Raw genomic sequence first — 22,323 nt, forward strand, 5'->3', positions numbered from 1 at the left:
ACATTATTTGATGAACGAATTAAATTTCAGATTCTGTATCTTTACACTATAATTTTAATCAATGAGTTGGAACGACAAACCATATCATTTTCCCAATCAGACCAATTTTTATAAAGGAAAAGTTAGAGATGTTTATACTATCAATAACGATTTATTGGTGATGATTGTTAGTGATAGAATTTCTGCATTTGATGTGATTTTGCCAAAACCAATTCCGTATAAAGGTCAAATTTTAAACCAAATTGCACAATATTGTATTGCACAAACACAAGATATTTTACCCAACTGGATTTTAGAATCGCCAGACGAAAATGTAACTATTGGAAAAAAATGTATACCATTTAAAATAGAAATGGTTGTTCGTGGTTATTTGGCTGGTTCTGCTTGGAGAGCTTACGAAAATGGTATTCGGACTATTTGTGGTGTTACGCTTCCAGAAGGTTTGCGTCAGAACGAAAAACTAGCTCAACCTATTATTACACCTACTACAAAAGCAAGTGAAGGTCATGATGAAGAAATTAGTAAAGAAGATATTATTAAACAAAATATAGTTTCTAAAGATGATTATGAGCAACTAGAAAATTATGCACTACAAATTTTTAATAGAGGAAGTGAAAAAGCATTAGAACACGGTTTAATTTTAGTTGATACAAAATACGAATTTGGAAAAATTGACGATACGATTTATTTGATTGATGAAATTCATACACCAGATTCTTCTAGATATTTTTATGCCCATTCTTATCAAACATTATTTGATAAAGGAGAAAATCCAAAGCAATTATCCAAAGAGTTTGTAAGAGAATGGCTAATTGAAAATAATTTTATGGGAAAAACTGGACAACAAATTCCTGAAATGACAACAGAAGTTATTAATAATATTTCAAACAGATATATCGAATTATATGAAATATTGACTGGCAAAAAATTTATTCCAAGAAATTATAATCATATTGATGCTACGATAGAACAAAGCGTAGAAAATGCATTAAAAAAATACATATGATACACAGACCAAGACGAAATAGAACGACACAGGCAATAAGAAACTTAGTACAAGAAGTACATTTAACTACGCAACATTTAGTCTATCCATTATTTTTAATTGATGGACAAAATATCAAAAATGAAATTAAATCGATGCCTAATATTTTTCAATGGAGTGTTGATTTAGCGTTGAAAGAAATTGAAGCATGTGTTAACTTAGGTATTGAGTCGTTTATTTTATTTCCTGTTGTAGATAATAGTTTAAAAGATAAAACAGGAACATATAGTTATAATAAAGATAATTTTTATTTAAAAGCAATTCAGCAATTCAAACAAGCATTTCCACAATGTTGTTTTATCTCTGATGTAGCTTTAGATCCATATAGTAGTGATGGACATGATGGTATTGTAGAAAATGGCATTATAGTAAATGATGCTACACTTGAAGTATTGAACAAAATGGCTTTGGCACAAGCACAAGCTGGTTTCGACTATATTGGTCCTTCTGATATGATGGACGGAAGAGTTGCTTCTATCAGACAAACACTTGATGATAATGGATTTACCAATACAGGCATTCTATCTTATACTGCAAAATATGCTAGTGCTTTTTATGGTCCATTTAGAGATGCTTTAGATTCTGCACCAAAATCTGGCGATAAAAAATCGTATCAAATGGATTATAAAAACCAGCAAGAAGCATTACTAGAAGCTGAGTTAGATACTTTGGAAGGTGCAGATATGTTAATGGTAAAACCAGCTATGGCTTATTTAGATATTATTCAGTCGTTAAAACAAAATAGTTATTTACCAATAGTGGCTTATCATGTAAGTGGTGAGTATGCTATGTTAAAAGCAGCACATCAAAATGGTTGGTTAGATTATAATAAGTGTGTGGAAGAAAGTTTATATGCTATAAAAAGAGCAGGTGCTTCTGTTATCATTACTTATGCAGCGAAAGACTTTGCAATGCTCCATAAATAAAAAAGGAGCACTATAATAGTACTCCTTCAACATTCATTCTTCTGTAATTTCTTTATTCTGGTAGTTTTTTTATTTTTTCTTTCCTTCATCAGTTTTTAAGTTTCCAAAACGATATACATATCCAACATGTATTAAAGTTCTAGAGTTGGTAATATGATATTTATCTGTCGTGTATCCATCATGATAAACTTCACCAAAACCCCAATCATAAGTCATGTCAAAAGTAATTGCATGTTTCATATTTTCACTTACAATAACTTCTGTTCCTACACCAAATCTAATTCCATAATCGTGTCTTTTGTACACATTATCAAAATCTGCATCTACTTCATAATCGTCTAGTAAAATATTATCTACTTCTTCTGTTACTTTATCTTTTCCATTAATAGCAAAAGCATAATAACCACCGACAGTACCATAAACTCTTAGTCGGTCATTTCCCCAACCAACATGAGCCACCACTGGAATTGTGATGTAGTTTAATCTAGTATCTCTATTATAGATATGTAACCCACCACTAGCATAAGTTTTTCTTTCGGCAATATTACCACCTTGATTGAACTCTGCAGCGGCACCGATACCTACAAATTTATTGAACCACATCTTCCCTACTAATCCAGCACCACCGCCCATTTTAAAACTAAACTGTCCGCCTACATCAGATAGTTTACTTTCTTTTTGGCTGTAATTTTTAAATCTGCCCATTGACAGACCACCTTTTATACCAACTTCTACAGTTATTTTTGCGAAAGTTGAGGTTGCAAGTAGTATTAGTAATGTTGGAAGAAATAGTACCTTTTTCATAATTATTATTCATTAAGTAATGTAAAAATAAGCATTAATTGGTAAAAAGTTAACTTTTTTGAATATTTTTTAAATTGTGTTAATATTAACAAAATCATGAATATTTACTAGTTATAAATAAGTAGCATTTTGTAAAGAAATAAAACAATGTTATTCAATTAAATCTAATCAAATATAATTTAACAGATTATTGCTTTTATTGCAGATAGACTAAATTTTAGTTGTAGCATCTTTTTTATTCGCTTGCTGTTGTTTTTTCAGATTTGCTTCGATATAAGTTTTTACATCTTCTATAGAATAAAACACTTCCTCTTTAGTTTCTTCCATTAACAATTCTAATTCTTCTTCTGTTGCAACTCTGCCAATCCCAAATGCTAAATCATGTGGTGTAAGTTTTTTTAGTTCTTGGTTCTTATTTTTTATGGCAGATTTCATACTTCTAAGTTAAATGAATTTTCAAACAATTCCAAATGAAAATACTTAAAATTGCAAGTAGAATAATCTATTTTATAATAATAAACGAGCATCTTCGCTTCATTCCATTTCGCTCTGAGTAACGGTTTGCTTAAGAATATATCTCGCCACCTTGTTGGTTAAACTCTTTGGCTTTTTCTTCCATGCCTTTTTGAATAGTAGATTCTAAAATTTCTGTAATTCCTTTTTGAGATTCTTCGCTGTCGCTCAGAATGACGCTTGGATTATTATTAGCATAATCTCTTACTTCTTGCGTAATTTTCATACTACAAAAATGTGGTCCACACATAGAACAAAAATGTGCAATTTTAGCACCATCAGCTGGTAGCGTTTCATCGTGAAATTGTAATGCTTTTTCTGGATCTAAACTCAAGTTAAATTGATCTTCCCATCTAAATTCAAATCGTGCTTTGCTCAATGCATTATCTCTGTACTGAGCACCTGGATGACCTTTAGCTAAATCGGCAGCATGAGCAGCTAACTTATAAGTAATCACACCTTCTCGTACATCTTCTTTATTAGGTAAACCCAAATGTTCTTTTGGTGTAACATAGCACAACATAGCAGTACCATACCAACCAATCATAGCTGCACCAATTGCCGAAGTAATATGGTCATAACCTGGTGCAATATCTGTAGTTAATGGACCCAATGTATAAAAAGGTGCTTCATGACATTCTTTCAATTGCTTGTCCATATTTTCTTTAATGAGATGCATTGGTACATGACCTGGACCTTCTATTATGGTTTGTACATCGTGTTTCCAAGCAATTTTAGTGAGTTCGCCTAAGGTTTCTAACTCAGCAAATTGTGCAGCATCATTGGCATCTGCAATAGAACCTGGTCGCAAACCATCACCAAGAGAAAAAGCTACATCATAGGCTTTCATAATCTCGCATATTTCTTCGAAATGCGTATAAATAAAATTTTCTTGATGATGTGCTAAGCACCATTTTGCCATAATACTACCACCACGAGAAACAATACCTGTAACTCTTTTTGCAGTCAATGGAATATAGCGTAACAAGACACCAGCATGAACCGTAAAATAATCAACGCCTTGTTCTGCTTGTTCAATTAAAGTATCTCTAAAAATTTCCCAAGTCAAATCTTCAGCTTTGCCATTTACTTTTTCTAATGCTTGATAGATTGGCACAGTACCAATTGGCACTGGCGAATTTCTAATAATCCACTCGCGTGTTTCGTGAATATTTTTTCCAGTAGATAAATCCATAATGGTATCTGCTCCCCAACGACACGCCCAAACTGCTTTTTCTACTTCTTCTTCTATAGAGGAAGTAACGGCACTATTGCCAATATTAGCATTAATTTTTACTAAGAAGTTTCTGCCAATAATCATTGGTTCGCTTTCTGGATGATTGATGTTAGACGGAATAACTGCTCTACCTTTGGCTACTTCATCTCTAACAAATTCTGGTGTAATAAAGGTAGTAGGTGTATTGGCACCAAAGCTATTGCCCTGATGTTGCTGACACAATATATCTGCTTGTCCGTTTAAACTTTCGATATATGCTTGTTGTTTTTGGTTTTCACGAATGGCAATGTATTCCATTTCTGGTGTAATGATACCTTGCTTTGCATAGTGCAATTGCGAAACATTTTTGCCTTGTTTTGCTTTTAATGGTTTTTGTATGTGTTTAAATCGTATATTATCTAAGCTATTATATTGTAATCGTTCGTTACAATAGTTAGAGGAAAACTGAGTAAGTTGTTCGGTATCATTTCGGTCTTGTATCCAAGATGCTCGTAGTTTTGTTAGACCTTGATGCACATCAATTGTAGCGTTTTCATCGGTGTATGGTCCACTAGTATCGTAAATGGTAACTGGTGGATTTTCGTGTAGCACTTTGCCATTTTGCATGGTTGGCGACAACGAAACTGCTCGCATAGCTACTTGTATATTGTGTAGTTCACCTTGCACAAAAATCTTTCTAGATTTTGGAAATGGTTTTGTTGTAATTACATTTTGTTGTGGTGTAGTATCTTGTTTTTTCATTTTTTTAGTATTGAGATTTTTTTAATTAGCTAATTTATAAATTGATTAATTAGCTCATTATTTGATTTCTTTCCAATTTTCCATATTTATTTTTTAGGTTTAAGATTCTTCGCTACGCTCAGAATGACAAATGCTATTAACCACCAGCGACTGCTCCTATTATAATAATATCATCTTTATCGTTTAAAATAGTAGTCTGCCAATCGTCTTTTGGAATTATATTTTCGTTGAGTGCAATGGCAATGCCATCTATTTCGGTTAAAACTTTTTCTATTACTTGTTGTAACGAAGTATGGTCTGCTATTTCAAGTGCTTCTTTATTTACAAAAACAGTTTGCATCATTTTTAATTTAATTAAAATACACTGAAATACAATTATCGTATAACTCATTCCCTACGCCAGCATGAACTGTATCAGGTTCTAAGGATAATTCTCAGCTCTAAAATAAATTAGAACACTCCCAGAGTATTGTATAGTAAAGGTAACAATTATTTTTTAGAATTGACTTACTTTATAAGCCCAGAATATCAATAAAAACTGAATAGGAATTCTTAAAATCAATAACCAATATTTGCCTTCTGCCATTTTTGGTGGATAGATTAAGTGCGTGATATGTACACTTAAAAATACAACCAACATTGCTATAATTAAATTACTAGCAATATATCTAGTTGTTGGAATAGCAACACCAATAGCCAATACAATTTGTATGACGCCTACAATATAATTTACTACATCTGGTTTTGGAATAAAACTTGGTGAGATATTAATGTAAAACTTTGGATTTTTAAAATGATTGATTCCTGCAAAGGCATAAAAAATCACCATTGTATAGAGTAGTATATTTTGAATGATTGACATTATTCTAGTAAAGTTACTTTTTTATTTTGAAACAATCGTATCGAATGCTTCTTGTAATAAATTAAAATTGGTTGAATATGGTGTATAATCGTTGAGTTGTTCTAATTGATTGATGGCACTAGCTATTTGTAAATTATTTTGTTCTTGCACTATTCCCATTTTTAATTTTTCTAATCGCTTTGCTAAATATTCTTGTTCTGTTTGTCCAGCTGTTGGAACAAAGACAGCTTTTTTACCAAGTGTAGCTAAATCCATTACGGTAGAATAACCAGAACGACAAATTACAATTTCAGTCGTACTCAAATAATAATACAATGCTTCGTGATGTACAAAATCTACTATATCTATATTTCTATTTAAAGATTTAACTATAATATCTTTTTTTATACCACGAATAATTAAACAACTTTTATCAATATCTTTTAATTGATGGATTATAGTAGTTTCAAAATGCGTTCGTAGTGGTTCAACACCAGATAATAGCACTACAATATCATAGTGTTTTTTTATGTCGTTCTTAGTTTTATTAGCCAACATAAACCGACTCATCAATCCTATATAAAAATGTGGTATAGGAAAATGAATGCCATGTGATAAAATACCACTTAGATTTTTTGCATCATCAACATCTGGAATAAAAAGATAATTAAATTTTTTAATTAACTGCAAATGCATTTTTAAAAACAGAACATTCATTATACCAAATGGTTGTGGTGCTTGTAATGCAATTTGATGACAGATTAATATATTGATACATTTATTATGATAAACACCATATCTGTTATCACTTAAAATAATATCTATTTTTTCATTTTTTATAATATTTTTTATTTGTTGATGTTCTTTATTAATGGCACTTTTTATTTTAGGCAATTGTAGCAAACTTTGTAGAGCAGCATTTCTATTTGGAGCATATTGAATGCCATAATCTGCCAAAACATAATGTTTTAAATAAGGAAAATAATCTGTTAAAAAAGCAAGAGAATTACCATTGCCTGCTAAGATTACTGTTGCCTTTTGTTCTAATAAAAATGTTATAATAGGAATACAACGAGTAGCATGACCTAATCCCCAATCTAATGGAGCGACTAAAATTTTTTTATGTGATAAATCTGCGATGTACTAATGTAGGAAAATATCGTCACTTCCAAGCAGTGTCTCTTGAAAAGGACGCTGCGTTAAATATTTTTAGTACTTAAAATTTTTTTCTTCCATTAATCGTTTTAAGTTGATTATAGCATAACGCATTCTTCCTAAAGCTGTATTGATATTAGTATTAGTAATTTCTGCAATCTCTTTAAAACTTAAATCTGCATAATGTCGTAGTAATAACACCTGTTTTTGTTCATTAGGCAAAAGTTCGATATAACTTCTTACAGCATCACTTTGTTGTTGTTCAAATAAAATATCTTCGTAGCTAGTTTCTTCAACAACAAGTATATCATAAGCATTAAATTCTTCTGTATTTTGTGCAAAATTCGGACTCCTTTTTTGTTTTCTAAAATAGTCCATACACAAGTTATTAGCAATCATCATTATCCACTGTAAAAACTTGCCTTCTTCGCTATAGTTGCCTTTTTTTAATCCATCTATTGCTTTAATAAAAGTGTCTTGAAATAAGTCATTGGCTAACTCATTATCTTTTACTCTAGATAAAATAAAATTATATACTTTCTTTTGATATTTGCTTAGTAGCGTAGCAATGGCTCTTTCATCGCCTACGATAAATCTGTCAATAAGCTCTGAGTCTGTAAGTGCAACTTTATACATAAACACATTGTTTTATTATAATTAAAAATATTCTTTTTAATGTAAAAGTTGCTCAATATCTACCCTTTTTTAATTGTTTTAAAAACTTAATATCAATGTTATAAATAATTTCCTAAAAAAGTATTTCCTTTAACAATGCTTAACGATAAATTGCGTAGAATTGTATGTAATGAGTAAAAATTTAACTAAAAATTTAGAATCGAATAATATTTTTATTAAAGGAGCGAAACAACACAATCTAAAAAATGTAGATGTAAGCATTCCAAGAAATAAATTAGTGGTAGTAACTGGTGTTTCTGGTTCTGGTAAATCATCATTAACTATTGATACTTTATACGCAGAAGGTCAACGACGATATGTAGAGTCTTTGTCTGCCTATGCAAGACAGTTTTTAGATAGAATGGATAAACCTCAAGTAGATTACATCAAAGGTTTATCACCAGCAATTGCAATAGAACAAAAAACTACAACTGGTACTACAAGAAGTACAGTTGGTACACTTACAGAAATATATGATTTTTTACGATTACTCTACGCAAGAGTAGGTAAAACTTATTCACCAATTTCTAATCAACAAGTAATAAAACATACGGTTCAAGATGTGTTAGATTTTATTTTTACTTTAGACGAAAATCAGAAAATACAAATATTAGCACCTTTGTTAGATGTAAGTGCTACAAAATTAGCAACACTACAAAAAGATGGTATTAGCAGATTATTGATTGATGATACTGTTGTTCAGTTATCAGAAGTACAAGAAAATATATCAAACAAAAATGTATTTATTTTAATTGATAGAGCCACTGCAAATGCTGCTGAAGAAAACAGACATCGTTTGGCAGATTCTATAAATTTGGCTTTTGTTTTAGGAAATGGTAATTGTGTAATTGATATTCCTAATGACAAAAAATACGAATTCAACAACAAATTTGAATTAGATGGCATGTCGTTTGAAGAACCATCGCCACAGTTTTTTAACTTCAATTCGCCTTATGGTGCTTGTCCAACTTGCGAAGGTTTTGGAACTATTCTTGGTATCGATAAAGACTTGGTTATTCCTAACAAGAATTTGTCGGTGTATGAAGATGCCGTAGTTGCTTGGAAAGGCGAAAGCATGAGTTGGTGGAAAAATCAATTCATAAAAGGAGCAAGTGCTATTGATTTTCCAATTCATAAATCCATTGCCAAATTAAGCAAAGAACAAAATGATATTTTATGGAATGGTGCAAAAGGTTTTTATGGCATCAATGCATTTTTTAAAGATGTAGAATCACAGACATATAAAATTCAGTATCGAGTGCTGTTGTCTAGATATAGAGGAAGAACTGAATGCTACGATTGTAAAGGTAGCAGATTACGACCAGATTCTTTCTTTGTCAAAATCAATCATCAAGCTATTGGCGATTTACTACAAATGAGTATCAAAGAATTATATCATTTTTTTAATGATTTGTTTTTAAACGAACACGATGAAAAAATTGCGAATCGTTTGTTAGTAGAAATCAACAATCGACTACAATTTATGATGGATGTTGGATTAGATTATCTTACACTCAACAGATTTAGCAATACACTAAGTGGTGGCGAAACACAACGAATTAATCTAACAAGAAGCTTAGGAAGCAACTTAACCAATGCATTGTATATTTTAGATGAACCAAGCGTTGGCTTACATCCACAAGATACTACAAGACTTATTAAAGTATTACAATATTTAAGAGATTTAGGTAATACGGTAATTGTAGTAGAGCACGAAGAAGAAGTGATATTGCAAGCAGATTATTTAATTGATGTTGGTCCTTTTGCTGGTTATTTAGGTGGCGAAATTGTCTATGCTGGCGATGCAAAAAAAATTAAACAAGCAGATACACTTACTACAAAATATATTACAGAACAGCTACAAATTCCTATTCCAACAATAAAAGCTAAGCCAAGCAATTTTATTACTATAGAAGATGCTTATCTACACAATTTAAAAAGCATCAATGTAAAAATTCCGCTACAAGCACTTACAGTTATTAGTGGTGTTTCTGGAAGTGGAAAAACAACTTTAGTGAAACAGATTTTATATCCTGCGATAAAAAGTGAATTAGAAGAAAAAACAACATTAAACGGACAGTTCAAATCTATCAGTGGATTTAAAAATCACATTCAAAAAATAGAATTTATAGACCAAAATCCAATTGGAAGAAGCTCAAGGTCAAATCCAGTTACCTATATCAAAGCTTACGATGCTATTAGAGATTTGTATAGCAAACAAGCATTGTCTAAAATAAGAGCATATCAATCCAAACATTTTTCTTTTAATGTTGATGGTGGACGATGCGATGCTTGTAAAGGTGAAGGCGAACAGATTGTAGAAATGCAGTTTCTAGCAGATGTGCATTTAGAGTGCGAAGTATGTAAAGGCAAAAGATTTAAAGAAGAAATTTTAGAAGTAAAATACAAAGACAAAAACATTGCAGATGTTTTAGCACTAACTGTAGATGAAGCTATTCTATTTTTTCAAGAAAAAAATGATATCCAAAAAAAGTTGCAACCTTTGCAAGATGTTGGATTAGGTTATATTAAACTCGGACAAAGCAGTAGCACGATTAGTGGTGGTGAAGCACAACGCGTTAAACTCGCTTCATTTTTAACTAAAGCCAATACCAAAGAAAAAATATTATTCATTTTTGATGAACCTACTACTGGTTTGCATTTTCACGACATCAATAAATTGTTAGATGCTTTTTATGCTTTAATTCAAAACGGACATACAATTGTAGTCGTAGAACACAATTTAGAAGTCATAAAATGTGCCGACTGGATGATAGACTTAGGACCAAAAGGTGGTGACGAAGGTGGCAACTTGTGTTATCAAGGTAAACCAGAAGATAGCATAGCAAGTAAAACATCTATAACAGCACAATACTTAAAAAGTAAGTTTAAGTGATTATATTTGATTCTCATTCTAGAAAGTTTCGTAGTATAACAAAGAAGTTTACCTAACTACCACAGGCAGATTAAGACTCTATTGTAAAAAAATGTAAGTAAGTTAAGAAAGACAATTTTGCTTTATTTTGTTTCTAACAATATTATATGAGTTGCTACTACCAATAAGCATACCTAATCTTTAGTAAAAAGGAAATTAATTCACAGAAAATTCAAAATTTAAAACTTTAGCAACTTAAAAGCTATTAATTTTGTTATTTAGACAAAGTCTTAATAAGCAATGCGATTAAATAAAGCTAAAATAGGTGTCAATTATCAAGTAACAGAGTTTCAAGACTGTTTTATTGCTTGTAAACTAATGTCTATGGGAATTTTACCAGGAACTATTGTAAAAGTACTTAGAAAATCAGTTTTAGGTAGTACTTTCTATATAGAATACAATCAACAATTTATTGCTATAAGAGCCAATGAGGCACAAGCTATATCTATCAACTAATTGAAAAAAACATCTGTACATAAAGTCGCTTTAATTGGAAATCCTAATTCTGGAAAATCTTCTTTATTTAATCAACTAACTGGCTTAAATCAAAGAATTGGCAATTTCCCTGGCGTAACAGTAGATAAAAAAACAGGTTATTTTGCTTATCAAAACATAGATTTTGAAATTACCGATTTGCCTGGAACTTATAGCATGTATCCAAGTGCTTTAGATGAACAAGTAGTGATTGATGTTTTGTTAAACAAAGCACACATCAATCATCCAGAAACTATAATTTATATTGTAGATGCTACTAACTTAGAAAGACATTTGTTATTGCTCTCGCAGTTAATTGATTTACAAATTCCTATTGTTGTTGCTGTTAATATGACTGATTTAGCACTTAAAAAAGGAATTAATGTAAATATTGAAAAACTGAGCACTATATTTAATGTACCATTTATTGCCATTAATGCTAGAAATGCAGTTGGAATTAATCTACTAAAAGATACACTAGTAGCAACTTTGTCTACCGAAAGTAAAGCCAAAAGCATTTATCAATTATCAACTCAAGAAGAACAAATTGCATCAACATTAGCCATAGATGATGATAACTCATATTATAAATTAATGCTATTACATCACTATAAAAAAATAAAATTTTTAGATGCAAATATTAAAAATAGAATAGAACAACATTTATCTAATAATAGTTTTGATAGCTTGGATATACAATTAGAAGAAATTTTAAGCAGATACAATCAACTTACACCAATAGCACAACAAAGTATAGATATTAGTTTACCAAAATCAAACAAGCTTACTTATAAAATAGATAGCATACTAACACATCCTATAATTGGTCCTATATTATTTTTCTTGTTGATGTTGTTTACTTTTCAAGCAATATTTAGTTGGTCGGCGTATCCAATGGATTTTATAGACGAAAAAATGCTACAACTATCTAACTATATAAAAACGCATTTACCAAATAATTTATTGAGTCAATTACTCAGCGATGGAGTTATTCCAGGAATAACAGGTGTAATTATATTCGTTCCTCAAATATTTATTTTATTTTTATTAATAACTATTTTAGAAGAAGTAGGTTACATGGCAAGAGCTGTTTTCTTGTTCGATAGACTAATGCAACGATTTGGCTTAAACGGAAGAAGTATTGTAGCACTTATTTCTGGTGGTGCTTGTGCCATTCCTGCAATTATGAGCACTAGAACAATTAACAACTGGAAAGAACGACTAATTACTATTATGGTAACACCTTTAATTAGTTGCTCTGCTAGAATTCCTGTTTTTGCTATATTAATTGCTTTTGTAATACCAAAAGGAAGTTGGTTGGGTTTTAATACACAAGCACTGTTTTTTATGTTGTTGTATGTACTAGGAATTTTATCAGCACTAATTGCAGCATTTGTATTTAGCAAAATTTTAAAGTCATCACAAACATCTTATTTAATGATGGAATTGCCAAGTTACAAAGTACCTTACTGGAAAAATGTAATTCAAGTATTGCTACAAAAACTAAGCAGTTTTGTATTTGGTGCAGGAAAAATTATCTTTTTAGTATCTATTATTTTATGGTTTTTAGCAAGCTTTAGTACAAAAAAAGGCAATGCAACACTAGCAACTTATAGCGAACAAGTAATGCAAAACCAAACAAAATCTAAAAAAGAAAAAGACTTAATGATAAGTGCTAAGCAATTAGAAGTTTCTTTTGCAGGAAAAATTGGCAAAGCCATAGAACCAGTTATCAAACCATTGGGCTACGATTGGAAAATTGGTATAGCACTCATTACATCGTTTGCCGCTAGAGAAGTTTTTGTTGGCTCTATAGCAACACTATATAGTATAGAACAAGATGCAAGCGATGCTACGATTAGAGAAAAACTATCTAAAGCTAAACATCAAGATACACAACAACCAGTATTTACAGTTGCCAGTGCATTGTCGTTATTATTGTTTTATTTGTTTGCGATGCAATGTATGAGTACACTTGCTATTGTTAGAAAAGAAACGCAATCTTGGAAATGGCCAATTATACAATTTACTTACATGACAGTACTAGCATATGGAGCAGCATTTTTAGCTTATCAAGTATTTAAATAGTTTTTATCGGTTGATGTCAATCAGACATTTGTTAAAATTATTATTATGTTTGACGATAATCAAAAAAAGAAAAAATTAAAAACTTTTTTTAAACATTATTGTTTATCTTTATATGAGATTTGTGGCGGCAGTTAGCATACTATTATTTCTAGTTATTAGCTGTACCAATCAAACTAAAACTACTAAAAGCGAGAAGAAACTTATGCAAACAGAAAATTTACAAATTGCTACATTTGGTGGTGGTTGTTTTTGGTGTATTGAAACTATATTTCAGCAACTAAAAGGTGTTACTCGTGTTGAAAGTGGTTATAGTGGTGGACATAAGGAAAATCCTACTTACAAAGAAGTGTGTACTGGTACAACAGGACATGCTGAAGTAGTTCAAATATATTATGATGAAAATAGCATTAGCTTTGCTCAGCTGTTGAAAGTTTTTTTTACAGTACATGATCCAACAACTCCCAACAGACAAGGCAATGACATAGGAACCCAATATCGTTCGGTAGTTTTTTACCATAACGAGACACAGAAATCATTGACCGAGCAAATTATTAATCAACTTAATGAAGCAAAGGTATATCAAAATCCAATTGTAACAGCAGTTAGTCCGTTTGAAAAATTCTACAAAGCAGAAGATTATCATCAAGACTACTACAATTTGAACCCTGAGCAAAGCTACTGCAAATTAGTCATCCAACCCAAAGTAGAAAAATTCGAAAAAATATTTAAGGAGTATATAAAAGAGTAATATAAGTAATTTATTATTTATTTATACTAAACAGCATTCAAAAATGCTTTATTCTATTGTATTATTTTACTTAATAACCTGAGTTCGGTTTAAGAGATAACAGTAATTTAATTTATAAAATATATAAAATTGAACAATTATTGATATTGTAATTATTGACAACCAATTACTTAATCAATAAAGGGTCCACCATAATGAGAGATAAAATTACTGAAGTTTTTCTTGTGCTGTCGGAAGTTTCCTTCCGACAATAAATAGCTACGCCTTGGTTCGTGTCCGCACGAAACGACTAATTAAAATACTCTAGTATAAAGGTAAGGTGGCGTGGCTACGCCACGCATTACTACTTATACCATTAGCTAATACAACTTAGTCCAAAAACTATCTATAAAAGGTTATGCCGCTACGCGGCATTTTTATATTGCTTTACTTTTTTCTAATGAGGTTAAACTGCTACGCAGTTTTTGTTTTATATTGGACTATTTTTTAACAAGTAATGGTATTAAAAGCTAGTGCTAATAAAGTCGAAGTGCTACGCAATTATTAAGTTACTAAAATATTAAATTAATAATATTATAAATATAATATTTATAATATTTTTTAGTATTTAAAAACCGAACTCAGGTTACTACGGTGCTAGTCTAACTTTTTTCCACGAATTGTTTTCTAGTTGGTAAGCAACTCTATCGTGTAGTCGACTGCTTCTGCCTTGCCAGAATTCAAAATAAGTTGGTTCAACAATATAACCACCCCAATTATTTGGAAATGGAACTTCACTGTCTTGATATTGTTGCATTTTTTGGTCGAATAAATCGTCTAATATTCTTCGGTCTACAATTATTTTGCTTTGTGGAGATACTGTAGCTCCAACTTGACTGCCTTTTGGTCGGCTATAAAAATATGCTTTAGATTGAGTTTCGCTTATTTTCTTTACAGTACCTTCTATTCTTATTTGTTGTTGTGTATTTATCCACCAAAATAATAGCGACACTTTATTTGAAAATGTCATTTCTTTTGCTTTATCACTCTCATAGTTGGTATAAAACACAAAACCTTCTATAGTAAATTCTTTTAATAAAACGGTTCTTACTTTTGGTTGTAAGTTTTCATCAACAGTTGCTAAACTCATAGCATTTGGTTCTATAACATTGGCTTTAATTGCATTATTTAACCAAGTGGCAAATTGTTCAAACGGACTATCAGCACATTGTTCTATTTCTAAGGAAGCAATACTGTAATCTTGTCTAAAATCTTGTAAATCTCTGTTTGGCATTATCTATCTTCTTGATGTTCTGTAAACTCTGTTAATGGATTACTATGGTTCTGTTCGTATTCTGCTCTATTGTTATAAATATCTATTGCAGCATAAATGGCATTTCTAAAAGAAGTTTCATCTGCTACACCTTTTCCTGCAATATCTTCTGCAGTTCCATGATCTGGCGATGTTCTTATAATGTCCATTCCTGCTGTAAAATTAATACCATTTTCTTGTGCCATTAGTTTAAATGGAATTAAACCTTGATCATGATACATCGCTAAAATTCCATCAAAACCAGCGTAATTGCCAGAACCAAAAAATCCATCTGCGGCATAAGGTCCAAAAACTAACATATTTTCAGCTCTTGCTTGTAAAACTGCTGGATAAATAATATCAATTTCTTCACTACCAATAGTGCCTTTATCTCCTGCATGTGGATTTAAAGCCAACACTGCAATTTTAGGTTTACTGATTCCAAAATCATACATTAATGACTGATGCATTAATTTAATTTTTTTAAGAATTAAATCTTCTGTAATAGACGCAGCAACATCTTTTATTGATTTATGATTGGTAACCAAACCTACTTTCAATAAATCAGAAGTCATAAACATTAAATTGTTTTCAGACTTAAAGTACTGTTGTAAAAATTCAGTTTGTCCACTAAAATCTTTTTCATTTTGTTGCACCATGTGCTTGTTAATTGGAGCTGTAACCAAAGCATCAATTTGATTGTCTTGTAATGCTTTACAAGCTATTGCTAGTGATTTTAATGCAAAAGCACCAGTTTCTTTTGTTGGTTTACCAATATTAATATCAAACTCTTCTTCCCACGCAGGAAAAATATTTAGTGAGTTATGTGAAGTAGTTTCAAAATTTTTAATAGTAGTGTACTGAAACCTATCTAGTTTTAAAGCTTTCTTATAATAAGAAAATACTCTTGGATTGGCAAAGACAACTGGTGTTGCCATTTTATAAATCCTTTCATCTGAAAAAGTTTTCATAATGATTTCAGGCCCTATTCCTGCTACATCACCGAGACTTATTCCTATTTGTATTTTTTCTTTTTTTATTTTGTTGGACATCTTTAGTAAGGTTTTTTACAAATTTACACATTAATCTTACACCATACGCAGTTGCATACTTTCCTCTGTAATTATAAGGTGAATTTACAAAAGCTGGAGCAATATCAAAGTGAATCCAAGGATAATTTGTAAAATGTTGTAAAAATTTTCCTGCTGTAATAGCACCTGCTTCTGAAGAAACATTCTTTAAATCAGCAATATCAGACTTCATATACTGTGCATATTCGTCCCAAAGTGGAAATTCTACAGTTCGTTCTGCCGTTTTATTGCCTGCATTTTTTACTTTCTTTACTATCTCTTTAGGTGCAGTACTCATAATAACAGCAGCTTCTTTACCTACAGCACGAACGGCAGCACCAGTTAGCGTAGCAAAATCTATTACTAAATTTGGTTTTAAGCGTTTGGCATAATGTAATGCATCTGCCAAGATTAAACGACCTTCTGCATCTGTATTTAAAACTTCAACCGTAGTTTTATCGTACATAGTAATAATATCTCCAGGACAAACTGCTTCATAACCAGGACGATTTTCTACCGCAGGAATTAGTCCTACAACATAGTAAGGAAGATTTAATTTAGCAATAGCAAATAGACTTCCTACTACAGTTGCAGCACCAGCCATATCGCATTTCATCATATCCATACTATTGGTAGTTGGCTTTAAAGACAAACCACCAGTATCAAACACTACACCTTTGCCTACTAAAACTAATGGCTGTTTGTTAATTGCATTTTGTGGTTGGTAAGTTAAAATATTAAAAGTTGGTGGCAATGATGATCCTTTGTTAACTGCTAAAATGCCTCCCATTTTTTCGCTCTTAATTTTAGCTTCATTCCATACTGTAACTTTTATTGGCAGCGACTTCGTGTATTGTTTAATATCGTTAGATAACTGAACAGCATTTAAATAACTATATGGTTCGTTGACTAAGTCTTTCGTTATCCTAACTGCTTCGCAAATGGTATTGAGCTCTTGTTTGTCTTTATTGTTTAAGATACTTCCACTAGCATATATAGTTAATAAATATTTATTTTTTTCTTTTATATATTTATCAAACGAATAATTTGACAATAAACAACCTTCTACAAATGCCTTGCTTAGTTTCTTTTCTAATGGCGTTTGACTGATTAATCGGACAGTATTAATTTTATGGTCTTTTAAAAACTGATAGACTTGATATCCTTTAATTCTAAGTGCTTCTTTTAAATCATTACCTTGTTTATTGCTACTTACATCAACAGCAATAATAGTTTGTTGATGCATTTTAAGTGTAATGAATGGTAAATTGAGCTTTAAATTTTTGAGTACAATTTCTTGTTCTTCTTCGTCAAGAAAATTCAGTAAATTTTTTTCTTTACTATTAAATAGTATAACTTGAGCTTCTGTTTCTTTTTTATTATCTGTTATAAGCATATCTTAATGATAGTTTTATGGATGGTAAAATTAATTTATTTTTGAATTATATTATAAAAAAGTGAAAAAAAACATTTCAGCAAAAAAGCAACTTGGACAACATTTCCTTGTAAATGAACAAGTTATACAAAAAATATTTTTAGCTATACAAGATAATATTGCTACACTGCCAATAGTAGAAATTGGGCCAGGAATGGGTGCTTTAACCAAATATCTTATAAAATTACCACAACAAATTACTTGTGTAGAGCTTGATAGTAGATGCATTGATTACTTGAAAAGTTATAATCAATTTAATAAAATCAATTTAATTGAAGCTGATTTCTTAAAACTTGATTTTGCTACGACATTTTCTGGAGAGCAAGCAATAGTTGGCAATTTTCCGTATAATATTTCATCACAAATAATATTTAAAGCTATTGAAAACAGAATACAAGTTCCAGTTGTAGTTGGTATGTTTCAGAAAGAAATGGCAGATAGAGTTGCGGCTAAACATGGTTCAAAAACTTATGGTATTATTTCAGTCTTAACACAATACTATTACGATGCTACATTACTTTTTGATATTGAACCTAAAAACTTTGCACCACCACCAAAAGTAATGAGTAGTATTTTATTATTGAAAAGAAAGGAAAATTTACTTCCATTAAAAGATGAAAAGTTATTTACTAATATTGTTAAATTTGGATTTAACCAAAGGCGAAAAATGTTACGCAGCAGTCTAAAAGCTATTTTACCTAAATCATTTTTAGAAGATGTATTTTTCAATCAAAGAGCAGAGCAGCTAAGTGTTGAAGACTTTGTAGCACTTGCCAATAAAGCAGTAGATTATGTCTAATCCAAAAGTATTAATTACAGCACAGATTCATCCTTATTTAAAAGAACAATTTTTATTGTCTGGTTATGAAGTAGATGAAGTTTTTGACATTAGTCAAACAGAATTAGCAGAAATTATTCATCAATACAAAGTACTAGTAATAACTACTTATTTAACCGTTGATAAAACAATATTAGATGCAGCGACTAATTTAGAAATCATAGCAAGAGTTGGTAGTGGTTTAGAAAATGTTGATGTTGTTGTTTGTAAAGAAAAAAATATAGTAGTGGTTAACTCGCCAGAAGGAAATGCACAAGCAGTAGCAGAACATAGTTTAGCTCTATTACTCAATTTGAATAATAATGTAAGCAAATCTAATAATGAATTAAAAAATGGTATTTTTTTGCGTGAAGCCAACAGAGGTTTTGAATTGAGTGAGCAGAAAATTGGCATCATTGGATTTGGCAACACAGGACAAGCTTTTGCTAAGTTGCTTCAAGTGTTTGATACAAATATTTATTTTTATGATATTGATAATAGTATTACAGAAAATTATAACTATAAAAAAGTTGACTTAGGTTTTATACAAGCAAACTGCAATGTTATTAGTTTTCATGTACCATATAATTCCACGACACATCATTATATTAGTCAATCATTTATAGCAAAGTGTAAGCAACAACCAATAATTATTAATACAGCAAGAGGAAAAATTGCAGATACTTTAACTGTAATTGATGCTTTAAATAAAAACTTAATTCGTGGTTTTGGTGTTGATGTTTTTGAAGACGAACCAATTACTGCAAACAAGATACATACATTTGAAACTTATCAAACTTTATTAGCATTTCCTAATGTTGTAGCTACTTCGCACATTGCAGGTTGGACAACCGCTTCTTACTACAAATTGGTAAAAGTACTTTGGGAAAAAATGAAGAATCATTTATAAAATACAAATTCATGAAAATATACACTAAAACTGGCGATGACGGAACGACGATGCTATATGGTGGCGAACGGTTGCTAAAATCGCACATTAAAATAGAAAGTTATGGTACTGTAGATGAACTCAATAGCTTTATTGGTAGTATTATGGTAGAAATTGATACTACTGATATATTAGAACAACTACAACAAATACAGTCTAGGTTATTTGATGTAGGTACACATTTAGCAGCAGTTGCAGGAAAACCCAATTTAATTTTACCAGAAATTAACGAACAACACATCGAAGTACTAGAACAACAAATAGATGAGTGGAATGAACAATTACCAGAATTAAAACACTTTATACTTCCAAGTGGTTGTAAAGCTGCTGTACAAGCACATATAGCACGAACCATTTGCCGTAGAGCTGAACGCATGGTAGTTAGATTAAACGAAACAGAAAAAGTAAACGAAATACTAATTCGTTATTTAAATCGTTTATCAGATTACCTGTTTGTTTTGGCAAGATTTTTGAACTGGCAACAAGGTATAAAAGAAAACATTTGGAAAGCACATTAAATTGAGAATGAACGATATCTAACAATATTTTTATTTTGAAATTTCGTTTTTTAGGATATATTTGCAGTCTGAACGAAATTAGCTTTGCTAAAATCACAGATAATTAATTAAAGTATTAAATTATAAATTATGTATTGGACATTAGAATTAGCATCTTACTTAGAAGAAGCACCATGGCCAGCTACTAAAGACGAGTTGATAGACTATGCTATGCGTATTGGAGCTCCTTTAGAAGTAGTAGAAAACTTACAAGAGTTGGAAGACGATGAGGACATTTATGAGAATATCGAAGATATTTGGCCAGACTATCCAACGAAAGAAGATTTTCTTTTTAACGAAGACGAATATTAAAACATGTAGCTACTCCTTTGAGTAGCTTTTTTTATGATTATTGTAACGAACTAAACATTTTTACGCAAATAACAGAAATTAAACAATGCAAGACTTTTCAGGTTATAAAAAAGAACAATTAACAATAGATTTAGCAAAGGCAAATGTTTATGCTATCGTTTTAATAATACCAATAGTTTTAGTCTTTGGATTACCATTTTATCTACTGTGGAAAAACAATATATCAACTGATGGTATAAAAAGTTATTTAGATACACTAAATCCAATTTTAAGAATGTTATTGATAGTACTATCAATAGTAATTGGTATTATACTACATGAATTAATACATGGAATTACTTGGTCGTTTTTTGCAAGCAAAGGTTTTAAGTCTATTAAATTTGGTATACTCTGGAAAATGCTAACGCCATATTGTCATTGTACAGAACCTTTAAAAGTAAAACACTATATTTTAGGTGCAATAATGCCAGCAATTATATTAGGATTTATTCCATACATTATAGCTATTATAACAGGTAACTTTCCTTTACTATTATTTGGAATGTTTTTTACCATGGTAGCTGTTGGTGATTTTATGATTATCAATTTAATTCGTAAAGAAAATGTTGATGACTATGTACAAGATCATCCAAGTGAAGCAGGTTGTTATATTTATAGGAAAGCTCATTAAATACTTATTCACTAAAAAAATCAAAAATAAATTTGGTAAATTGAATTTTTAATTTAACTTTGTATTTCAAAGTACTTTTTATGGAAGAAAAAGCAAAATACCTTCAACAAATCAACGACATCAAAAACATGATGGACAACAACACCAAATTCTTAAGCTTAAGTGGTTTAGCTGGAGTTTGGGCTGGTAGCACTGCAATCATCGGAGCATTAGTAGCCGCAAAAATTCTTCAAGACAATATTATGTTGATTAGAAGTTGGGAGCAGTTTGAAAACGGAAGAACTCTAATTTCAAAACTAGCACTTACTTTAATTGGTTTAGGATTTTTAATTTTTCTGGTAGCATTGGCTGGCGGATTTTATTTCACCTATAGAAAAGCAAAAAAACATCACCAAAAAATATGGAATAATACTAGCAAAAAAATGTTGCTCGATTTATTACTCATTGGAATAGTAGGTGGTATTTTTTGTTTGTTACAAATTAAAAATGGAGTGGCATTTCTATTTGCACCAACTTGTTTAATTTTTTACGGAATTGGTTTGTTTACCGTTTCGAGATATACTGTAAGAGATATTAAAACATTATCTATATGTATGATGGTTTTAGGTTTATTTAATGCCTATTATATTTATCACGGCATACTATTTTGGTTCATTGGATTTGGTATCTTGCACATTGTGTATGGAATTGCCATGTACTTAAAATACGATAGAAAATAAAATAGCAATGAAAAACCCAATTGCACAACTCAATAAAATTTTCGATAATCAAATTAGATTAGGCATTATGTCTTTTTTAATGGTGAACGACGAATTGAGTTTTGTAGAACTCAAAGAACAACTCGATGTGTCTGACGGAAACTTAGCGACACACTTAAAAAAATTAGACGAAAGCAATTATATCAAAACTAAAAAACGATTTGTAAAAAACAAACCACTTACTACTTATGCCGTTTCTACCGAAGGAAGAAAAGCTTTTCAAGAGCATATCAAAGCATTAGAATTAATGATTAAACAACTAAAATAAAATTTTTTGCACTT

23 protein-coding genes and 1 riboswitch are annotated in these 22,323 nt (G+C 30.6%); of the genes, 13 read left to right on the top strand and 10 right to left on the bottom strand.

Annotated features, from left to right (window positions below; genetic code table 11):
* The first annotated feature begins 61 nt into the window (after positions 1 to 61).
* Both H6553_13380 and hemB read left to right on the top strand, forming a co-directional pair.
* Complete coding sequence (locus tag H6553_13380) at positions 62 to 1,006, top strand: phosphoribosylaminoimidazolesuccinocarboxamide synthase (GenBank protein ID MCB9034824.1); 945 nt, start codon at positions 62 to 64, stop codon at positions 1,004 to 1,006.
* Entirely contained in the window at positions 1,003 to 1,971 is a 969-nt protein-coding gene (gene hemB, locus H6553_13385; protein ID MCB9034825.1) for a porphobilinogen synthase, read from the top strand. Before H6553_13380 ends, hemB begins: the two co-directional genes overlap by 4 nt.
* A 69-nt stretch (positions 1,972 to 2,040) precedes the next feature.
* Here hemB and H6553_13390 read toward each other — a convergent pair whose 3' ends face one another.
* The 7 genes from H6553_13390 to H6553_13420 all read right to left on the bottom strand — a co-directional run bounded on the left by H6553_13390 (position 2,041) and on the right by H6553_13420 (position 7,898).
* Positions 2,041 to 2,775 (bottom strand): PorT family protein, encoded by a 735-nt coding sequence (locus H6553_13390; protein MCB9034826.1) that lies wholly within the window; start codon positions 2,773 to 2,775, stop codon positions 2,041 to 2,043.
* A 210-nt stretch (positions 2,776 to 2,985) separates the two neighbouring features.
* Positions 2,986 to 3,210 carry a hypothetical protein gene (locus H6553_13395; protein ID MCB9034827.1) on the bottom strand — a complete coding sequence of 75 codons (225 nt, stop codon included), beginning with the start codon at positions 3,208 to 3,210 and terminating at the stop codon, positions 2,986 to 2,988.
* 130 nt (positions 3,211 to 3,340) lie between these two features.
* Positions 3,341 to 5,266, bottom strand: a complete 1,926-nt coding sequence (thiC, locus tag H6553_13400; GenBank protein ID MCB9034828.1) for a phosphomethylpyrimidine synthase ThiC — start codon at positions 5,264 to 5,266, stop codon at positions 3,341 to 3,343.
* A gap of 136 nt (positions 5,267 to 5,402) precedes the next feature.
* Complete coding sequence (gene thiS, locus H6553_13405) at positions 5,403 to 5,657, bottom strand: sulfur carrier protein ThiS (GenBank protein MCB9034829.1); 255 nt, start codon at positions 5,655 to 5,657, stop codon at positions 5,403 to 5,405.
* Positions 5,640 to 5,739: riboswitch (TPP riboswitch) on the bottom strand. (Overlaps the previous gene by 18 nt.)
* A 23-nt stretch (positions 5,740 to 5,762) precedes the next feature.
* On the bottom strand, positions 5,763 to 6,128 hold the full coding sequence (locus H6553_13410) for a hypothetical protein (GenBank protein ID MCB9034830.1): 366 nt from the start codon (positions 6,126 to 6,128) through the stop codon (positions 5,763 to 5,765).
* Positions 6,129 to 6,149: 21 nt separating this feature from the next.
* Entirely contained in the window at positions 6,150 to 7,064 is a 915-nt protein-coding gene (locus H6553_13415; GenBank protein ID MCB9034831.1) for a hypothetical protein, read from the bottom strand.
* A gap of 252 nt (positions 7,065 to 7,316) precedes the next feature.
* On the bottom strand, positions 7,317 to 7,898 hold the full coding sequence (locus tag H6553_13420; protein MCB9034832.1) for a sigma-70 family RNA polymerase sigma factor: 582 nt from the start codon (positions 7,896 to 7,898) through the stop codon (positions 7,317 to 7,319).
* Positions 7,899 to 8,067: 169 nt separating this feature from the next.
* On the opposite strand from H6553_13420, the gene uvrA reads away from it, so the two are divergent.
* From uvrA to msrA, 4 genes are all read left to right on the top strand, one after another.
* Entirely contained in the window at positions 8,068 to 10,833 is a 2,766-nt protein-coding gene (gene uvrA, locus H6553_13425) for an excinuclease ABC subunit UvrA (protein ID MCB9034833.1), read from the top strand.
* A gap of 279 nt (positions 10,834 to 11,112) precedes the next feature.
* Positions 11,113 to 11,328 (top strand): ferrous iron transport protein A, encoded by a 216-nt coding sequence (locus tag H6553_13430; GenBank protein ID MCB9034834.1) that lies wholly within the window; start codon positions 11,113 to 11,115, stop codon positions 11,326 to 11,328.
* Positions 11,329 to 13,434: a ferrous iron transport protein B gene (gene feoB / locus H6553_13435; protein MCB9034835.1), complete on the top strand. Its 2,106-nt coding sequence runs from the start codon at positions 11,329 to 11,331 to the stop codon at positions 13,432 to 13,434. It abuts the gene before it with no gap.
* Positions 13,435 to 13,546: 112 nt separating this feature from the next.
* Positions 13,547 to 14,182, top strand: a complete 636-nt coding sequence (gene msrA / locus H6553_13440) for a peptide-methionine (S)-S-oxide reductase MsrA (protein MCB9034836.1) — start codon at positions 13,547 to 13,549, stop codon at positions 14,180 to 14,182.
* Between the two features lie 628 nt (positions 14,183 to 14,810).
* Here the strand turns inward: msrA and pdxH are convergent.
* Genes pdxH through H6553_13455 form a run of 3 tightly spaced genes read right to left on the bottom strand, consistent with a single transcriptional unit; the run spans position 14,811 to position 17,789 of the window.
* Positions 14,811 to 15,455, bottom strand: a complete 645-nt coding sequence (pdxH, locus tag H6553_13445) for a pyridoxamine 5'-phosphate oxidase (protein ID MCB9034837.1) — start codon at positions 15,453 to 15,455, stop codon at positions 14,811 to 14,813.
* On the bottom strand, positions 15,455 to 16,525 hold the full coding sequence (gene pdxA / locus H6553_13450; GenBank protein MCB9034838.1) for a 4-hydroxythreonine-4-phosphate dehydrogenase PdxA: 1,071 nt from the start codon (positions 16,523 to 16,525) through the stop codon (positions 15,455 to 15,457). Before pdxA ends, pdxH begins: the two co-directional genes overlap by 1 nt.
* On the bottom strand, positions 16,473 to 17,789 hold the full coding sequence (locus H6553_13455) for a leucyl aminopeptidase (protein ID MCB9034839.1): 1,317 nt from the start codon (positions 17,787 to 17,789) through the stop codon (positions 16,473 to 16,475). Before H6553_13455 ends, pdxA begins: the two co-directional genes overlap by 53 nt.
* A 223-nt stretch (positions 17,790 to 18,012) precedes the next feature.
* Here H6553_13455 and rsmA point away from each other — a divergent pair, with 223 nt between their 5' ends.
* From rsmA to H6553_13490, 7 genes are all read left to right on the top strand, one after another.
* Positions 18,013 to 18,777, top strand: coding sequence for a ribosomal RNA small subunit methyltransferase A (gene rsmA, locus H6553_13460; GenBank protein ID MCB9034840.1), 765 nt, complete (start codon positions 18,013 to 18,015; stop codon positions 18,775 to 18,777).
* Entirely contained in the window at positions 18,770 to 19,705 is a 936-nt protein-coding gene (locus tag H6553_13465; protein ID MCB9034841.1) for a hydroxyacid dehydrogenase, read from the top strand. The genes rsmA and H6553_13465 overlap by 8 nt, the downstream gene beginning before the upstream one ends.
* A gap of 11 nt (positions 19,706 to 19,716) precedes the next feature.
* Positions 19,717 to 20,262 (top strand): cob(I)yrinic acid a,c-diamide adenosyltransferase, encoded by a 546-nt coding sequence (locus H6553_13470; protein MCB9034842.1) that lies wholly within the window; start codon positions 19,717 to 19,719, stop codon positions 20,260 to 20,262.
* A 129-nt stretch (positions 20,263 to 20,391) separates the two neighbouring features.
* Positions 20,392 to 20,613, top strand: a complete 222-nt coding sequence (locus H6553_13475; protein MCB9034843.1) for a DUF2795 domain-containing protein — start codon at positions 20,392 to 20,394, stop codon at positions 20,611 to 20,613.
* Positions 20,614 to 20,698: 85 nt separating this feature from the next.
* The gene (locus H6553_13480; GenBank protein ID MCB9034844.1) at positions 20,699 to 21,283 is read left to right on the top strand and encodes a DUF3267 domain-containing protein; all 585 of its coding nucleotides are present in this window, start codon (positions 20,699 to 20,701) and stop codon (positions 21,281 to 21,283) included.
* Between the two features lie 80 nt (positions 21,284 to 21,363).
* Positions 21,364 to 22,002, top strand: a complete 639-nt coding sequence (locus H6553_13485) for a hypothetical protein (protein MCB9034845.1) — start codon at positions 21,364 to 21,366, stop codon at positions 22,000 to 22,002.
* Positions 22,003 to 22,009: 7 nt separating this feature from the next.
* Positions 22,010 to 22,309, top strand: coding sequence for a transcriptional regulator (locus H6553_13490; GenBank protein ID MCB9034846.1), 300 nt, complete (start codon positions 22,010 to 22,012; stop codon positions 22,307 to 22,309).
* The last annotated feature ends 14 nt before the right edge of the window (positions 22,310 to 22,323 follow it).

The organism is Chitinophagales bacterium (genome assembly GCA_020636535.1).
Taxonomy (GTDB): domain Bacteria; phylum Bacteroidota; class Bacteroidia; order Chitinophagales; family JADIYW01; genus JADJSS01.

Coding starts and splice junctions, on each gene's coding strand:
- H6553_13420 (MCB9034832.1), bottom strand. CDS start 7,898: ATGTATAAAGTTGCACTTACAGACTCAGAGCTTATTGACAGATTTATC.
- H6553_13455 (MCB9034839.1), bottom strand. CDS start 17,789: ATGCATCAACAAACTATTATTGCTGTTGATGTAAGTAGCAATAAACAA.
- H6553_13395 (MCB9034827.1), bottom strand. CDS start 3,210: ATGAAATCTGCCATAAAAAATAAGAACCAAGAACTAAAAAAACTTACA.
- H6553_13490 (MCB9034846.1), top strand. CDS start 22,010: ATGAAAAACCCAATTGCACAACTCAATAAAATTTTCGATAATCAAATT.
- H6553_13410 (MCB9034830.1), bottom strand. CDS start 6,128: ATGTCAATCATTCAAAATATACTACTCTATACAATGGTGATTTTTTAT.
- thiS (MCB9034829.1), bottom strand. CDS start 5,657: ATGAGTTATACGATAATTGTATTTCAGTGTATTTTAATTAAATTAAAA.
- H6553_13480 (MCB9034844.1), top strand. CDS start 20,699: ATGCAAGACTTTTCAGGTTATAAAAAAGAACAATTAACAATAGATTTA.
- uvrA (MCB9034833.1), top strand. CDS start 8,068: ATGAGTAAAAATTTAACTAAAAATTTAGAATCGAATAATATTTTTATT.
- H6553_13475 (MCB9034843.1), top strand. CDS start 20,392: ATGTATTGGACATTAGAATTAGCATCTTACTTAGAAGAAGCACCATGG.
- pdxH (MCB9034837.1), bottom strand. CDS start 15,455: ATGCCAAACAGAGATTTACAAGATTTTAGACAAGATTACAGTATTGCT.
- hemB (MCB9034825.1), top strand. CDS start 1,003: ATGATACACAGACCAAGACGAAATAGAACGACACAGGCAATAAGAAAC.
- H6553_13380 (MCB9034824.1), top strand. CDS start 62: ATGAGTTGGAACGACAAACCATATCATTTTCCCAATCAGACCAATTTT.
- H6553_13390 (MCB9034826.1), bottom strand. CDS start 2,775: ATGAAAAAGGTACTATTTCTTCCAACATTACTAATACTACTTGCAACC.
- H6553_13430 (MCB9034834.1), top strand. CDS start 11,113: ATGCGATTAAATAAAGCTAAAATAGGTGTCAATTATCAAGTAACAGAG.
- H6553_13485 (MCB9034845.1), top strand. CDS start 21,364: ATGGAAGAAAAAGCAAAATACCTTCAACAAATCAACGACATCAAAAAC.
- pdxA (MCB9034838.1), bottom strand. CDS start 16,525: ATGTCCAACAAAATAAAAAAAGAAAAAATACAAATAGGAATAAGTCTC.
- msrA (MCB9034836.1), top strand. CDS start 13,547: ATGAGATTTGTGGCGGCAGTTAGCATACTATTATTTCTAGTTATTAGC.
- thiC (MCB9034828.1), bottom strand. CDS start 5,266: ATGAAAAAACAAGATACTACACCACAACAAAATGTAATTACAACAAAA.
- H6553_13465 (MCB9034841.1), top strand. CDS start 18,770: ATGTCTAATCCAAAAGTATTAATTACAGCACAGATTCATCCTTATTTA.
- H6553_13470 (MCB9034842.1), top strand. CDS start 19,717: ATGAAAATATACACTAAAACTGGCGATGACGGAACGACGATGCTATAT.